This is a genomic window from Chryseobacterium flavum (assembly GCF_003385595.1).
GTDB lineage: Bacteria > Bacteroidota > Bacteroidia > Flavobacteriales > Weeksellaceae > Chryseobacterium > Chryseobacterium flavum.
Map to the genome: position 1 here is coordinate 116,250 of NZ_QNUE01000001.1, position 15,374 is coordinate 131,623.

Below are 15,374 nucleotides of genomic sequence, written 5' to 3' on the forward strand. Positions count from 1 at the left end.
TTTTTAATTCTGTATTTATTTCTTTTCGTAATTTTCTGTCAGTAAACGGAGTTCAATGACTTTAGCAGTCATCAGTTTTTCGTCTGCCAGGAATTTTACCGTGAGATTTTCTTTATTCTTTTCCGAATTCGGTATCGGAATGACCAGATATTGAGATAAGGCTCCGGACTTTCCTTCCAGATTTTGGGTAATGATTTTTTTACCGTTGATCTCAATATTCAGCGTACGGCTGGTATTCGCATCAAAGTACAGCAGGTAAAGATATGAAGCATTTTTTCCGTTATTTTTCATCTGGTAACTGAACCAGCCTTTGGCATCACGGAAATGGCGGTCTTCCATATACCCTGTACCTGAGTCTTTGCTTTCTATAAAATGATCTGATTCCGGTTGCTGTTCTCCCAGCTGGATCTTATCTGTGGTGATCATATCCAGTTTTCTGGTTTCTGCTTCTTCTTTTGCCCTTTGCTTCAATGTATTTTCTATTCCGTTTTTGTCAGCCTGAGGCCAGTATAAAATATATCTTTCTGCCTGAATACTGTAAAACGGTACAAGATCTAAACCTTTCCCAAATTTTTCAGACGGATAAAGACCTGTAACGGCAAAGGTGAGCGGTTTATTGTTCAAAGGTGTAGCATGGCTGACCACCTCAGAAGGATTTCCAAGGATAACTGGAATTTCGTTTAAAGGAATCTGCGGACCATGAGCAATATGGCCGCCTCTGCTATCGTCCGCAAGAAGTCCCTGTTGGTTTTCGGTCCCGTATGTTGCGGCAAGCACTACAGGACCGTATTTAAATGCATAATAATTGGAATGGTCAGGAAGTTGTTCTGCAGAAAGTTGCATCGGCAAGGTCATTTTCACAACATCACCTTTTTTCCATTTTTTAGTCAGCGTAAAATAGCCGTCGGAACCACGCTGTACTTTTTCCTGTTTTCCGTTGACCAGAATTTTTACTTCCGAAGGTGTGGTCCATTCGGGACATCTAAGTTTTAAATCAAATTCTGATTTTCCTGCAGCATCAAAGATTAATGTTGTTTCAGGAACTTCCGGAAAATTATTAACCTGACGGAGCACTACATTTTGCTGTTTCCATGTCAATGTGGAAGGAATAAACAGGTTCACATATAAATCCTTATCTGACCGGGCATAAATCATTTCCCCATATTTGGCATGATTTTCCATTCCGGATCCTACACAGCACCAGAAGCTGGTCTGAGGCTGTGAATACACACGGTAATGTCCGGGACGCATTGGCGTAAAGTACACAAAGCCTCCCTGATCATGATTTTCTGTGGAAAGAATATGATTGTATAATGCTTTTTCGTAATAATCTATGTAGTAAGATTCGGGTAGTGTTGCATAAAGCTCTTTGGTCAGCTTAAGCATATTATAGGTATTGCAGGTTTCGGGACCTTCAATACTTTTTATCATACTGCTGAAATCATTAACAGGGTTAAAGTGCTCACTGACACTGTTACCTCCAATAACTGACGATCTTTTCTCTGTAACGTTATGCCAGAAAAAATCAGCAGCATTACTCCAGGACGTATTATTCTCAAGATCGGCAATACGCTTATAGCCGATTACTTTTGGAATCTGTGTATTGGCATGAAGTCCTGTAAGCTTATCTTCTCCCGATAAGAGCGGCGTAAGAATAGCCTGATGGGAAAATCGGTGAGCCAGTTTCAGATACTTTTTATCGTGAGTAATGTCATAAACATCTGCAAAAACTTCGTTAAGCCCTCCATGTTCACTACGCAGCATATCCTGTATCTGCTCATCAGAAAGGTCTGAAACTTCATTTACCATCCAATCTGTAAGCTTTATAAGCATTGCCTTTGCTTTTTCATTTTTCGCATACCAATAGACATCGCGTAACCCTGAGTACAGTTTGTGAATATTATATAAAGGTACCCAACGGTCGTTCAAACCGAAGCCCGAAGCGCGAATATTTCCCTGTTTTATTTCTTTCCATATCTTTTTCCCGTTGGGAATCCCAGAAATATATCCGTCCGGAGAGGCTTTCTGGCATCTTTCCAATTCATTGATCATATAATCAATTCTCTGTTGTATTGCGGTATCTCCTGTAGAGGCATACATTAAAGATAATGCAGAAATATAATGACCTCCTATGTGCCCGTCCAGTCCGGTATTTTCCCAATTAGGATAATTATCTGCCTTGGGTTTCAGCCCGGCTTCTTTAAGATAAGGAGCCAGCAGCCTGTCAGGTTCCATAGCCATGAGATATTGACGGTCTGCTATCATAGCTTTATTGAAAACACTCTCTGATAACTTTACAGTTTCCAAAGGGAAATAATGAATTTTCTTATTCATCTGCGCTGAGGCAAATGAAGCAAAACACAATAAAATAACCGAAAGTTTTGGGGTCATGGATAAATGTTAATTCAACATTTCTAAAATAACAGAAAGAATCTATATACGAAACATTTCCTGAGTCTGAATCCATTATTTTTTCATTTAAAACTCCCGGTAAAGCCCTGAAAATAACAAAAAGAACACTACCTTATCATAAAAAGTAAGATATTCAAATACCATGAAAACAAAACTTTAAAATCATAACATTCCCTATAAAAATGACTTCAGGACGTGTTTTGAAAGAAATTTCAACAATATAACAAATACCTTATCGTATTTTTAACGTTAAGTCCTGTTTATTAATCATTATCAACATTAATTTGTATTTTAACATAATTTTAACATTCAATTCATGTATGATTAACCTGATTTTAATAATATTTTCCGGTTTTGATGACGGTTTTATCTCCCAAAATATCCTTTAGGAATAATTTTAATGAAATAAATCATTCAGATTTAAAAGTGTATGAATCACATTTATATAATATCGTATTTATAAAAGCTTTACCTTTGTAGTAAAATATAAAAGATGACTGAGGATTACTCCCAATATCCCAAACACCTTGTTGCTGTTGACTGTATCATTTTCGGTTTTGACGGCGAAAATCTTAAAATCCTTTTGGTAAAAAGAAATTTTGAACCTCAGATGGGCGAATGGTCATTGATGGGTGGCTTCGTTGGCAGTGAGGAAACCTCTGATGAGGCGGCTAACAGAGTTCTGTGTACATTGACAGGTCTTGAAAATATTTATCTTGAACAGCTGAAATGTTATACGGAAATTAACCGTGAGCCGACGGCCAGAATCATGTCTATCTCCTATTATGCACTGATCAATATTGAGAAAGATATCCAGATCAATGAGCAGTACAGTGCAAAATGGGTGGAACTTCAGAAAGCTCCTGACCTTATTTTCGATCATAACGAAATGGTAAAGGATGCTGTAGCAAGATTAAGAAGAAGAGCTTCCACAGGACCTATAGGATTTGAGCTTCTTCCTGAGAAGTTCACAATGAAAGATCTTCAGAATCTGTATGAAGCTATTTTTGATGAAAAATTTGACAAGCGGAATTTTACCAGCAAGATCAACAGTATGGATATCCTTGTGAATACGAATAAAAAGGATATGACGTCATCCAGAAAAGGATCTTTTCTTTACCGGTTTGATGAAAAAAAATACAATAAAAAAATCTCGCGGGGATTTATGTTTAAAATCTGATAGACCAGCCTGTTTAATTTTGGAAAAAGTATTCCAGAAAATTAATATTTTAACATTATACAAAATTCAGCATACTCTTATTAAAATCTCACTTTTGTGAGATTTTTTTGTGTTCCTGGCGGAAATTTCAAGCAAGCCAAACAGTTATTTTGTCTTTTTTCAGAATGATCGTAATAAAAATTTATGATAAGGTTTTTTCTTTTCTCCTACCACACAATGCATTATAATTATATGGTTTATAATCTTATTTATGATATGTAATTTTTTGTTAATTTTTGATAAAATATTGATTTATATTTAATATTATGTGTATTTTTATACAAAGCTAATAACCATATTTAATAACAACTCAAATTTTCACAAACCCCGAACTTAACTTCGTGGGAACCAGAAAAAGAGAGAAAAAGATTTTCAAATTGCAACTGAATAGAAATGATTCCATTATTCTACCTGAAACCAGTATTGAAAAATCAGGTAAGGAAATATGGGGACAAGCAGATTAACCGGTTTAGTAATCTGAAATCAATCCTTATTCAAATCCACCGTTAATAAAATTAAGAAGTTCTTATCTACGCAACACTCCTGCGCAGAATGGAGAATCAAAATATTGACGGCTAAATAATAAGACCAAACTTTAAATATATCAAATTATGAAAGCAAACAAAATGTGGCTTTTTCTGGCCTTTCTGTTAATCATTCTTTCCAGCTGTTCTACGATGGATGAAAAAAATTTACTAGAAGAACCTGAAACCAATTTAAGTACCAGCGGTAGTGCAAGAGCATTGGCAGCAACACCAATGCTGCATGTCGGAGGCAAATACCTTAAAGACCCCTGTAACAATAATGTTGTCTTACATGGTGTCGCCATAACTCCAAGCCCCTGGTTCAATGGCTGTCAGTATGGCGCCAATTCCGGCTACTGTACCTGGGATAATTACAATGTGCAGGGCGCACTGAACTATAATAAAGCTGTTATGAACAAGCTCAGCAGCGCTGCTGATGGCTGGTATCTCAATTACATCCGCCTTCATATTGACCCGTATTGGACCAATGATCCCGGGCCGGCTATCCCTGAGAACGATATCTCAAGATTCAATTATAACCGCCTGGTAACTTATACAGATCAGGTGATAATCCCACTGATCAACCATGCCCGCAGCCTGGGAATGTATGTCATCCTACGTCCGCCAGGTGTATGTCCGAGCCGTATTGCAGTGAATGATGCGTACCATAGCTATCTTAAGACGGTATGGACTTTCCTTTCTCAACATCCCGGATTGAAGAACGCTGACAATGTAATGTTCGAATTAGCCAACGAACCTGTTGAGATTCTGGGTACAAATGGCACATGGGGATCGACAGGAAACGAGCACTTTGCAGCACTTAAAAACTTCTTCCAGCCATTGGTTAACATTATTCGCAACAATGGAGCCAATAATGTTTGCTGGATACCGGGTACAGGCTGGCAATCACATTATCAAGGCTATGTCAATAACCAGATTACGGGTGGTAATATTGGTTATGCTGTTCATATCTATCCGGGTTACTGGGGTGGTGTCAACAACTATCAAGCCTTTCAGAATGCATGGAATATCAATGTTAAACCAATCGCAGACATTGCACCAATTGCCATTACCGAGACCGACTGGGCACCTCAGGGATATGGTACCTTCGGCATCGGTACAACAGGTACGGCAGGCGGAAGCGGATTTGGTGCCAATTTAAAATATATCGTGGATCAGTCAGGCAATGTAAGCTGGAATGTTCTTGCCCCGGATAATCTCCTCCACAAAGGCGATCCTAATGCAGGAACAGCCTACAACAACGATTGGGAAGCCTGCGCCGCACCAGTTAAACAGTGGTTCCAGCAATATGCATCCTCCAATTATCCTGTTGGAAACTGTAATACAACCAGCAGCCTGGTTAATAATGGTATTTACGAGATCGAGTTTCAGACCGATGCCAATAAAGTAGTTGATCTAAAATCCGGAGAGGATGCTAATGGCGCAGTGTTAAGACCATGGACAAGGAATGGTGCTGCTGCACAACGCTGGGTTGCAATTGACGCCGGCAATGGTTACTGGCGTTTTGTATCCAAAGCGAGTGCAACCAATCGCTGTATTGATCTAGCCAGCAATAGTAATACACTGGGAACCTCAATCAGGCTTTGGCAAAACTATGGTAATGATGCACAAGCCTGGCAGGTAGTCGCTGTCTCCAATGGTTATTATAAAATTCTGTCCAAGGTGGACCCTACACGTGGCTGGGATATTCCCAACTGTACCATGGATGGCAATTCAAACTTACACCTTTGGGATTATTACGGTACTTCATGTCAATTGTTCAAGTTTAAATATATTGGAATGAACTAATTGTCAGGAGACATAATAAAAAAACCAGAATGCTTTTTAAGCATTCTGGTTTTTTTATTGATGTGAAAAGTCAATTTGCTTCGCAAGTCAATGATGAGTTTCTAAAATTGACAGTAAAACGAATTCACTATTGACTATTCACTTTTGTCATATATTCAATCTACACAAAATAATCGGTAAAAGCATTGCATACGATCAAAGCTAAAGTTCAGATTCAAATATATTGAGATGAACTAAGCGCAATAGAAGTGCATATAGCTAATTCTGAAACAAAAAAATAGGATGCTCAAAAAGCATCCTATTTTTAATAATGTGTGAAAAGCCAATTTTGCTTCACAAGATAATTCTAAAATTGACAGTGAAACAAATTCAATATTGACTATTCACTTATAGCATATTCAACGTTTACCAGAACCTTACATACAAGGCAGTCAGTAAAAGCAGTGTCATCACGATCAAAACTAAAGTTCTGTTATCCACTTTAAACATGGTCACATCAATAGCAAAAGCTTTAGGATTTACCTTCGGACCTGCAAGACTGATCAGGATCATGGCGATTATCGTGATAAAGAACGACCATCCCATATTGATCAGGAAAGGAATTTCGGTAATGGTATGCACTACTCCGTTCTCAAGCTTTTCATAAGTGAACGCGGTATACATCCAGGTTTCTTTCCCGAAAATTCCCACGGCAAAGCTGTTGAAGAAAATGGCAAGAACAAAACCTAAAATTACTCCTACCAAAGCCGCTGTACCTGTTGTTCTTTTCCAGAACATTCCCAGAAGGAACATAGCAAAAACTCCCGGACTGATAAAGCCTGTATATTTCTGGATGAATGTAAAACCTCCTTCACCTCCAATTCCTAAAACGTCAGTCCAGGTAAAGGCCAATGCTGCCATCATTGCGATAATGATAACCCAGCGGCCTGTTCTCACCATCTGAATTTCGGTGGCGTCTGTTTTAAGGTATTTTTTATAGATATCCAGCGTAAAAATGGTTGAGATACTGTTTACTTTTCCTGCCAGTGAAGCTACAATCGCTGCTGTCAACGCTGCAATGGCCAATCCTTTTAATCCCACTGGTAAGAATCCTAATATCGCAGAGTATGCTCCGTCTTTCACTCCGTTGAATCCCGGAAGGTGTCCTTTTGAATATAAAACATAAGCGGCAATTCCCGGAAGCATTACGATGACAGGCATGAATAATTTCAGAAAACCAGCAAACAGAATCCCTGTTCTTGCCGTCTTCAGATCTGCCCCCAAAGCTCTCTGGGTGATGTACTGATTACAGCCCCAATAGTTCAGGTTAACAATCCATTGACCTGCAAAATACATGGCCAAACCTGGTAACACGACATACTTCTGTACATCAAGGTTTTGAGGCATTGCCAACGTAGTGGTCGTAGTTGTTGGTTTTTGTAGAATCAGCTTAAAGTGCTGCGGAGCCTCATTGATCAGGGTATTAAATCCTGCTAAAGCATTTCCTACAGCCTCTCCGTTGATTCTCTGGTCCACAATCTGCAAAGCCATATACACCGTTGCAAAACCGCCGATAATAAGGACAGCCACCTGGATAACGTCTGTATATCCTATCACTTTCATCCCTCCAAGACCAATCAGAAGAGCCATAAGCAAAAGAGCGATCATAATCCCGTGAAGATGTTCTCCTCCCAGTAAAGTATCGATGGCAAGAGCTCCAAGGTAAAGAATGGAAGTAAGATTCACAATAACATACAGAAACAGCCAGAAGACTGCCATGATCAATGAAACAGATTTGTTATACCTTCTTTCCAGAAACTGGGGCATGGTATAAATCTTATTTTTAAGATAGATTGGAATAAACCAGACTGCAATAATGATCAGCGCAACGGCAGCAATCCATTCATAAGCGGCAACAGCGATTCCGACAAAGAAACCTTCACCGCTCATCCCGATAAACTGTTCAGCAGAAATATTGGAAGCGATTAAGCTGGCTCCGATCGCCCACCAGGTCAAAGATCCTTCGGCAAGGAAATAATCTTTACTTCCTGTAGATTCAGATTTTTTCTTTTTATAGATCCATAGTCCGTAGGAAGCTACTACTACGAAATAGATCAGGAATATGATGATATCAATAGTTGCTAATTTTCCCATAGTTTAGTTTTTAACGGAGAATTTATAGATAGTTTTCGAGTGGTATTTCTGTCCGGGCTTCAGTTCTGTAGAAGGGAAAGAAGGCTGGTTTGGTGAATCCGGGAAATGCTGCGTCTCTAAGCAGAACCCTGTTCTGAATTCATTTTTGCCGCCAGTTTTGGTATCAAACTTTCCGTCAAGAAAATTTCCGGAATAAAACTGCACACCGGGTTCATCCGTGAAGACTTCCATTAATCTTCCTGTTCCCTGATGATACACTTTCGCGATACTTCTCAAACCTTTTCCATTTAAAATCCAGTTATGGTCATATCCTTTTCCTTTTTTCAGCTGATCATCTTCTGCATTGATATCTTTTCCGATAGGCTTTGAAATCGTAAAATCAAAAGGAGTTCCTTTTACAGCTTTCTGCTCACCGGTAGGAATTAAGGTTTCGTTCACCGGAAGAAAATGATCTGCATTAATCTGCAGTTCATGATCGGTAATCGTTTTTGTAAAATTTCCTGACAGGTTAAAATAGGAATGCTGGGTGAGATTCACTACAGTAGGCTTATCTGTTTCAGCTTCATAGGAAATTTCCAATGCATTGTCGTCTGTAAGGGTGTAGAAAACAGTTGTTGTTAACTTCCCCGGATATCCTTCCTCACCGTCTGCGCTGGTATAGGATAATTTCAATGTCGGAAATTTTGCATCCTTTACTATCTCAATATTCCAGAATCTGGTATGAAATCCCTCCTTTCCTCCGTGAAGGCTGTTGGGGCCATCATTTTTGTTGATTTCATAGGTTTTGCCATCGACTGTAAATTTGGCATTGCCAATTCTGTTGCCGTATCTTCCGATCAAAGCCCCGAAATAATAAGGGTTTCCATCGAAATATCCTTCAGGTTTTGTAAAACCCAGAACCACGTCTTCATATTTCCCGTTCTTATCAGGAGCGGTTAAAGAAGTGATAATCCCGCCGAAGTTGATGACTTCAACTTTCATCCCGTTTTTATTGCTTAATGTGTATTTTTTAATAGAATCGCCTTTGGGCGTCACTCCATAGTCTGAAGTTTGAACATTCTCCATTTTTCCTGAAATATCCTGTTTGTTATTTTCTTTTCTGCAGCCGAAAATAATTAAAAATAATAAAATAAAAATGCCGTTATATGTTGTTTTTTTCATAATTATTTACAATTAATTAACGATAATACATTTCATTCCAACGAAGTGTATTTTTAAAATCACGCATTCTGGTATCTTCATCAATGACTAATGATTCAATTCCTGCTATCTCAGCAAAATCTTCCAGCTGTTCTGCCGAAATATTTTCACTGTAACATGTATGGTGTGCCCCTCCTGCCAGTATCCAGGCTTCTGCAGCTGTATATAAATCAGGAAGAGGTTTCCATAAAACTCTTGCTACCGGAAGTTTTGGCAGCTCTTCTGTAATTTCCAATGCTCTGGTTTTGTTGATCAGCAGTCTGAAATGGTTTCCAAAGTCCATCAATGCAGCGTTCAGAGAGTCAATATTTCCTCTGGAATTAAAAACAAGACGAACCGGATCTGCTTTTCCTCCGATTCCCAGCGGATGGATCTCACACGAAGGTTTTCCGGCGGCCAGCACAGGATCTACTTCCAGCATATGGGAGCCCAGAATAGAAGGATTGGAAGGATCTAAATGATAGGTATAATCTTCCATAAAAGCATTTCCTCCTTCAAGGCCCTGCCCCATTGTTTTCATGGCACGTACCAGTGCCGCTGTTTTCCAGTCTCCTTCGCCTGCAAATCCGTATCCTTTCTGCATCAGGCGCTGTACTGCAATTCCCGGCAGCTGCTCCAGCCCGTGAAGGTCTTCAAAAGTATCAGAGAATCCTTTAAATCCTCCGTCTTTTAAAAACTTCTCAAGGCCCAATTCAATTTTTGCAGCGGTGTGCAGCGAACTTCTGTTGGCTCCTCCTTCCAAAAGGGAGGCTGCCATGTGATAAGAAGATTCATATTCTTCCATCAGGCTTTTTATTTCTCCTTCGCTTATTGAATTGATAACGCCTACAAGATCACCGATTCCCCAGGTATTGACTGAAAAACCGAACTGGGTTTCAGCTTCCACTTTATCTCCATCTGTAACAGCTACAAATCGCATATTATCTCCGAAACGTGCAAATTTAGCTCCCTGCCAGTCGTCCCAGCCTGCAGCAACACGACTCCAGTCACCGATCTGTTTCTGAACTCTTTCTTCCGACCAGTGCCCTACCACGACTTTTCTGTTCTTTCGGAGCCTGCTTACCATAAAACCAAATTCACGGTCCCCGTGGGCCGCCTGGTTAAGGTTCATAAAATCCATATCCATGGTAGACCACGGAATATCTCTGTTGAATTGGGTATGCAGATGCAGAAGAGGTTTCTGTAAAATTTTTAATCCTCTGATCCACATTTTAGCGGGTGAAAAAGTATGCATCCAGGTAATTACTCCTATGCAGTTTTCTGCATGATTAGCTGCGGCAATGGTTTCAAATATCTCTTCGGTAGTTTTTACCGTTGGCTTTACAATGACTCTTACCGGAATGAAAGAAGATTTTTCAAGTTCTGCCACTATTTTCTGTGAGTGTTCTGCCACCTGGGCAAGTGTTTCGGGTCCGTATAGATGCTGACTTCCTGTGATGAACCATACTTCTTTAGTATTGAGAGGTGTTAACATAATTTTGTTGATCGTTAATAGTTGTTTATGTTGAAGTGTTTAGTGTTTAAATTCCTGTCCGTAGTAGGCGTTCTTGCCATGCTTACGTTCATAGTGTTTTTTGATGAGCGAATCTTTCAGACGTTCTGCATCAGGATTAATCTGCCTGGTGAGATAAGCCATTTCGGCAATGGTTTCCAGCACTTTGCTGTTGTAGACTGCTTTCTCCGCATTTTTTCCCCAGGTAAACGGACCGTGATTGCCGATCAGGACCATTTCTACTTCTTCCGGAGAGAGCTGTTTTTCTTTAAAGCATTCCAGAATCTGTATTCCTGTATTGTATTCGTAGTTTCCTTCAATCAGTTCATCCCGCATAGGCGGAGCGCAGGGAATATCTGTCGTAAGATGGTCCGCATGGGTGGTCCCGAAAACAGGGATATCCATTTGTGCCTGTGCCCATGCCACGGAATAGATGGCGTGTGTGTGGGAAATTCCACCGATATTTTCCCAGTTTTTATACAGATAAGCATGGGTCTTGGTATCGGAAGAGGGTCTGAGCCTGCCTTCAATGATATTGGCATCAAAGTCCAGAATCACCATATCTTCCGGCTTTAAAATGTCGTAGGGAACACCGCTTGGTTTAATGGCAAAAACACCTTTATCACGGTCTACAGCACTCACATTCCCGAAGGTATAGACCACCAGCTTCAGCGCATCCAGCTGCATATTCGCTTCATAGCATTCTCTTTGGAGTTCTTTATAAGTATTCATTTTGAGTATCATTCAAAAGGTTAATATTCAGGAGTTCTGAAGTTCTTTCCTGTTGTTTTTCAGTCTGGTATTATATTCTACAAAATCAGCAAGCTTCTGGTATTGCTGCATTAGTTCTCTGTAGTGCTGCACTTCTTCGGCTTTCGGCTGGTATTCCGCTTCAAATCCGGAGCCCATTTTCATACTGGCTTCCTGAACGGTCGGATAAATTCCTGCTGACACGGCCGCATAAACAGCAGCTCCCAAAGCAGGAGTCTGGTCTGAAGCGGCAACAACAATCGGCATATCCAGAACATTAGCGAGGGTCTGCATGATAAATGGTGATTTCCTTGCGACTCCTCCGATTCCGATCACTTTATTGATTTTCACACCTTCCTCTTCAAAACGGTCTACGATCTTTTTAGCTCCGAAGCAAATGGCATTCACCAAAGCTTTAAAAACATGGGGAGCTTTTGTTCCCAAAGAAAGCTGAGTGATCGCTGCTTTAAGTTCCTGATCTGCATCCGGTGTTCTTCTTCCGTTTACCCAGTCTAAGGCAACCGGAACCGCATCGGAAAGAGGAATTTTTTCTGCTTCAAGGGTCAATTTTCTGATAAGCCCGTCCTCCATTTCTTCAGTAAGCTTTGTCTTCTGCTCCTCTGAAATACTTTCGGAATGTATCATCACCTGGTGAACCGGCCACATCAGAATATCTTTATACCATGCCAGCACATCTCCAAAGGCAGACTGTCCTGCTTCAAGCCCTATCAATCCTGGAATTACGGAACCCTCAACCTGTCCGCATATTCCTTTTACGGTTGTATCCCCGATAGCTTCCTGTGAGGCTACCATAATATCGCAGGTGGAAGTTCCCATGATTCTGATCAGTGTATTTTCTTCCACTCTGGCTCCTACAGCTCCTGAATGGGCATCAAAGGTTCCTACGGTAATGATGGTTTTGGTGGTAAGACCGGTTTTTGCGGCCCATTCTTCATTCAGGTAGCCGGCAATTTCATCTGAAGTATAGGTTTCACGGTATAATCTTGCTCTGAGCGCTCCCAGAGAAGGATCAAGCCTGTTGAGGAATTCTTCGGAAGGCAGACCGTCCCACGAGTCATGCCACATGGCTTTATGGCCGGCAGCACAACGGCTTCTTTTGAACGTGGCCAGGTCTTTATGATCTGATAAAAGGAAAGTCAGATAATCACAGTGTTCCATCCAGCTATAAGCTGCATTTTTTACTTCTGCATCAGCTCTGCTGATGTGCAGTATTTTAGCCCAGAACCATTCTGAAGAGTAAATACCGCCTTCATATTTTGTATAATCTTCACCACCCCATGTTCTTGCCAGCATATTGATTTCTTCAGCTTCACGGATAGCGGTATGATCTTTCCATAAAACCATCATGGCATTCGGATTTTCTTCAAATCCAGGAACCAGGGCCAGGGCTGTTCCGTCACTTGTTACTGGTAACGGTGAAGAGCCTGTGGTATCAATACAAATACTGACGATCTGCTCTGCCGGTATCCCGCTTTCTCTTACTATTCCTGAAATAGTCTTTTCCAGGCCTTCAATATGATCTGAAGGATGCTGTCTGAAACTGTTGGTTGAGGGATTACAAAATTTACCTTCCTTCCATCTCTGGTAGTAGCTGACTGAAGAAGTTATTTCGGAACCGTTTTCAGTATCAATAAGGACGGCCCGTACGGAATCTGTACCATAGTCCAGCCCTATAACATATTTTTTCATGGTGGTGAAACGTTTTTGATTGTTGAGATTTTAATTTCTCCTGATGAGATAAAAACAAATATAAGATTCTATATTAAATAAATGTAAAAATAACACTTATTTTTAATAAAATACTGAATTACAGTTAATTAAATTGTTTTTAACTTTAAAACCACCAAAGAATTGACCGGAATTTCCGTTGAAATTTCCCCATTTTTGGCTTCATAAATCTCTTCTTTAGGTTTTATAGGCTCAGCATCGAAATTATTTTCAGTAGAAAGCTGTGGCGCAGACAGAAGGATTTTGGTTATTTTCTTACCTGTTTTCAGAGTTCCGGGTTTGATATTTATTGTTTTAGCCTGAGTATCAGCATTAACTATTTTAATAATGATTTCATGAGTTTTCGCGTCTTTTGCTGCCGTAGCGTATAATTTTTCCTGGCCGGATACTGCTTTTCCGTTGCTCTCTATTTTCAGTACATCCGTTCCTTTATTGTTGGAAAATAATTTCTGAACATAATAATTCGGAGTCGCGTAGGATTTCAGATTATTGAACCAGATGAGATCGGGTGTCCACTGCCAGCCGTCAGCATGGGCAAAAAGCGGTGCGTACGAAGTCATATAGACCACATCTGCATTTCTTTCAAGACCGGTCATAAAAGCGGCTTCCGAAAGGGCCGTAAGCCAGTTATTTTTATTATCAGGTTTTACCACACCTACAGACTGGGCTGCATATTCTCCGGCAAAAACTTTTGGTCCTGAACGGTCATATTCGTCATACCTTCCGGCATTTTTCATGAACCATTCGGGAGAGTTGTAATAATGTTCATCTACAATCTGTGCATTGAGCTGTTTCAGCTCTTTCCAGCCATATTCGAAGAATTCGCCATCGGGTGACGGCCCGCTTCCGGAGATGATCTTCATATCAGGATATTTTGTGTGAATGGCTTTTTCAAATACTTTATAACGTTCAATATAATCTGCTCCCCACTGTTCATTTCCTACTCCGATAAATTTTAGATTAAAAGGCTTTGGATGTCCCATTTCAGTACGGATTCTTCCCCATTTTGTTCCGGAATCTCCGTTGGCAAATTCAATAAGGTCCAGGGCATCCTGAATATAAGGATCCAGATCTTCCATTTTCACCAGCTCTGCGGTATTGAACTGGCATGCCATTCCACAGCTCAGAATAGGAACAGGTTCTGCGCCAAGATCTTCGGAAAGCTGGAAATATTCAAAAAATCCTAACCCGAAAGACTGTCCGTAATCCGGTGTAAGCCTGTGCGGAAATCCTGTACTCCATTTATTGATAAGATATTCGCGGTCTGCTATATTTCCTATTGTTTTTTTCCACTGATAGCGTTCTGCCAAAGTTCTTCCCTCTACAATACAGCCACCCGGAAACCTTAAAAATCCGGGCTGCAGATCATATAATTTCTGAACGAGGTCTTTTCGCAAGCCGCCTTTTCTGCCTTTCCAGGTATCCTGCGGGAAGAGTGAGATCATATCCATGTTGACAATGCCTTTTCCGGTAAATGTAATCCGCAGTTTTGCTTTTTCTACGGTTTTTGGTGATTTGAAAACTGCAGTATACTTCTGCCATCCTTTTCCTTTGATGAGTGTGGAAACTGAAGAAATTTCCTTTCCATTTTCATCAACAAGACTTGCATTTACCGCAGCAACATTTCCTGAAACATTCTCCAGATCAAAGCTGAAATCATATTGTTCTCCCTGATGAAGACCTATTCCCCTGAATCCTTCATTCTCTAGAATATAATTTTTATCGTTCAGGACAGTAATTCTCGCGTAATTCTTATTGGTTTTGGCAGGATCAGAATAAATGGTCAGAAATCCGGAATCCAGATTAGGAGAAAGTGTTTTTGTGTTGGGCTGTTTCCAGCCTGTGAAAGGTTCGTCAAATTCAAAGCTGCGGTTTTTAATCAGTTCCGCATACAATCCGCCATCAGCTGCAAAATTGATGTCTTCAAAGAAAATCCCGTACATGGTAGGTTGTATTTTAACAGGTGCCGGAGTTTCTTTCAGATCCAGATTAAAAGTACGGACTGTATTATTCTGAGCCGAAAAAAAAGCAGCACTAAGGGAAATCGCGATGAAAAATATTTTATTTTTTGTTGTCATAGGTCATA

Annotated in this window: 9 protein-coding genes; 2 read left to right on the forward strand and 7 right to left on the reverse strand. The window is 40.2% G+C overall.

Annotation, left to right across the window (positions count from 1 at the left end; all coding sequences use genetic code 11):
* Nucleotides 1-15: 15 nt before the first annotated feature.
* The gene (locus tag DRF59_RS00550) at nucleotides 16-2,391 is read right to left on the reverse strand and encodes a glycoside hydrolase family 127 protein (RefSeq protein WP_115956353.1); all 2,376 of its coding nucleotides are present in this window, start codon (nucleotides 2,389-2,391) and stop codon (nucleotides 16-18) included.
* 514 nt (nucleotides 2,392-2,905) lie between these two features.
* Here DRF59_RS00550 and DRF59_RS00555 point away from each other — a divergent pair.
* The gene (locus DRF59_RS00555) at nucleotides 2,906-3,592 is read left to right on the forward strand and encodes an NUDIX hydrolase (RefSeq protein WP_047422617.1); all 687 of its coding nucleotides are present in this window, start codon (nucleotides 2,906-2,908) and stop codon (nucleotides 3,590-3,592) included.
* Between the two features lie 650 nt (nucleotides 3,593-4,242).
* On the forward strand, nucleotides 4,243-5,964 hold the full coding sequence (locus DRF59_RS00560; RefSeq protein ID WP_115956354.1) for an RICIN domain-containing protein: 1,722 nt from the start codon (nucleotides 4,243-4,245) through the stop codon (nucleotides 5,962-5,964).
* A 405-nt stretch (nucleotides 5,965-6,369) separates the two neighbouring features.
* Here the strand turns inward: DRF59_RS00560 and DRF59_RS00565 are convergent, their stop codons facing one another.
* From DRF59_RS00565 to DRF59_RS00590, 6 genes are all read right to left on the reverse strand, one after another.
* Entirely contained in the window at nucleotides 6,370-8,097 is a 1,728-nt protein-coding gene (locus DRF59_RS00565) for a sodium:solute symporter family transporter (protein WP_115956355.1), read from the reverse strand.
* Nucleotides 8,098-8,100: 3 nt separating this feature from the next.
* The gene (locus DRF59_RS00570) at nucleotides 8,101-9,258 is read right to left on the reverse strand and encodes an aldose epimerase family protein (RefSeq protein ID WP_115956356.1); all 1,158 of its coding nucleotides are present in this window, start codon (nucleotides 9,256-9,258) and stop codon (nucleotides 8,101-8,103) included.
* A gap of 16 nt (nucleotides 9,259-9,274) precedes the next feature.
* Nucleotides 9,275-10,771, reverse strand: coding sequence for an L-arabinose isomerase (araA, locus tag DRF59_RS00575; protein WP_115956357.1), 1,497 nt, complete (start codon nucleotides 10,769-10,771; stop codon nucleotides 9,275-9,277).
* Nucleotides 10,772-10,810: 39 nt separating this feature from the next.
* Nucleotides 10,811-11,521, reverse strand: a complete 711-nt coding sequence (locus DRF59_RS00580; RefSeq protein ID WP_115956358.1) for an L-ribulose-5-phosphate 4-epimerase — start codon at nucleotides 11,519-11,521, stop codon at nucleotides 10,811-10,813.
* 27 nt (nucleotides 11,522-11,548) lie between these two features.
* A complete protein-coding gene (locus DRF59_RS00585; RefSeq protein ID WP_115956359.1) occupies nucleotides 11,549-13,249 on the reverse strand; it encodes a ribulokinase in 1,701 nt (566 codons plus the stop codon).
* 128 nt (nucleotides 13,250-13,377) lie between these two features.
* Nucleotides 13,378-15,366, reverse strand: a complete 1,989-nt coding sequence (locus tag DRF59_RS00590) for an alpha-L-arabinofuranosidase C-terminal domain-containing protein (protein ID WP_115956360.1) — start codon at nucleotides 15,364-15,366, stop codon at nucleotides 13,378-13,380.
* Nucleotides 15,367-15,374: the final 8 nt, after the last annotated feature.

Coding starts and splice junctions, on each gene's coding strand:
- DRF59_RS00550 (WP_115956353.1), bottom strand. CDS start 2,391: ATGACCCCAAAACTTTCGGTTATTTTATTGTGTTTTGCTTCATTTGCC.
- DRF59_RS00555 (WP_047422617.1), top strand. CDS start 2,906: ATGACTGAGGATTACTCCCAATATCCCAAACACCTTGTTGCTGTTGAC.
- DRF59_RS00560 (WP_115956354.1), top strand. CDS start 4,243: ATGAAAGCAAACAAAATGTGGCTTTTTCTGGCCTTTCTGTTAATCATT.
- DRF59_RS00565 (WP_115956355.1), bottom strand. CDS start 8,097: ATGGGAAAATTAGCAACTATTGATATCATCATATTCCTGATCTATTTC.
- DRF59_RS00570 (WP_115956356.1), bottom strand. CDS start 9,258: ATGAAAAAAACAACATATAACGGCATTTTTATTTTATTATTTTTAATT.
- araA (WP_115956357.1), bottom strand. CDS start 10,771: ATGTTAACACCTCTCAATACTAAAGAAGTATGGTTCATCACAGGAAGT.
- DRF59_RS00580 (WP_115956358.1), bottom strand. CDS start 11,521: ATGAATACTTATAAAGAACTCCAAAGAGAATGCTATGAAGCGAATATG.
- DRF59_RS00585 (WP_115956359.1), bottom strand. CDS start 13,249: ATGAAAAAATATGTTATAGGGCTGGACTATGGTACAGATTCCGTACGG.
- DRF59_RS00590 (WP_115956360.1), bottom strand. CDS start 15,366: ATGACAACAAAAAATAAAATATTTTTCATCGCGATTTCCCTTAGTGCT.